Below are 1,167 nucleotides of genomic sequence, written 5' to 3'. Positions count from 1 at the left end.
ATCCACTAAAAAAGCATACATTTGCAGATTTCTAATTTCACAATACTCTTTGTATTTAGGATCATCAACCTGAATCGTAACTGCTGTCTTCAGTAATTCAATCGTTCTATCAGAATCAGGAAATCCACTATGAATCTCTCTATAGTAATACATTATAGCAGCCGTATAATATGCATAATACTGATTCTCTGCTCGCGTCGAATCATTTATCATTGACAGTGATTTTTCAGCTATCTTAACTGCTTCCTCAAAATTCATTACAAATCCATAACAGTTGGCCATTGCTGCATACGTTAATGTTGCATTATTCTTCTCTTTTTCTCCAGCTAACTTATGTATGTTATATGCTTCTTTATACTTTTTTTGCTTATACATTTGGTCGCCTAATTCGTATAGTTCATTTGAGTTTAAACCTTTTGAACTTTCTAATAATCTAACCACTTCACTGTCTTGTGAAAGGATTGCCGGTTCAGTCGTATAATCAATACCATCATTCATTAGCTGCGGTATCATTAGCCTGGCATAGAAAATAATCTGTAGTCCGATTAATATACTGATAATAATTGATATCCCTATAATTATTGGTTTTATCTTACTTAGGTTCTTTTTACTTTTTTTATCCTTTAACTGATCATCCATATAAACCCCCTCAACTTATTCACTTTTTTTTCATCGCTATTATCTTTGGTCCTATTTTCTTCTATATTAATATCTTCATGACCATACGCTGGTATACCTTTCCCAAGTATTCCTAGTATTGCTCCTATTATTGCAGGGCCTTTTACAGTTCCTACTACAGGCACTACTACAGGGGCCAATACTATAATTCCAACAACTGCTGCAACTGTCGCAACCGCTTGTGCCTCTTTTAATGGATACCGAGTTACTTCTATTTTATAAGAAGATTTCAATCCATTATACATTTTCGGATTTGTAGAAATGGCTTGTTTATGTGTATATGAAAGGCCTTTAAAGTTCTGTAATCCAGATGATTCCATAATGTAAAAAGGTGTGTTCGTTATGTATCCATAAGAAAGTTGGCTTGGGCCTGTTGAAGTACTTCCTTGAATATTGTAGTCTTTACTTCCTATTTTAGTGGTTTTGAACGTTATTTCACCTTCCCTATCAAACTCCAAAGTTCCCAAAACCGAATCAAAAGTTACTGAT

At 33.9% G+C, this 1,167-nt stretch carries 2 protein-coding genes; both read right to left on the bottom strand.

Annotated elements, in window-relative coordinates:
* Positions 1-639 (bottom strand): hypothetical protein (locus AC6F8J_RS14730; RefSeq protein WP_500724384.1); only part of this gene is annotated, 639 nt, incomplete at its 3' end.
* A partial coding sequence (locus AC6F8J_RS14725; protein WP_500724383.1) for a hypothetical protein occupies positions 624-1,167 on the bottom strand: 544 nt, incomplete at its 5' end. The genes AC6F8J_RS14725 and AC6F8J_RS14730, both read right to left, overlap by 16 nt.

The sequence above is a fragment of the Petrocella sp. genome (genome assembly GCF_059865615.1).
Note: the sequence above shows the minus strand (reverse complement) of the source record. Positions and strands in the feature narration are given on the sequence as shown.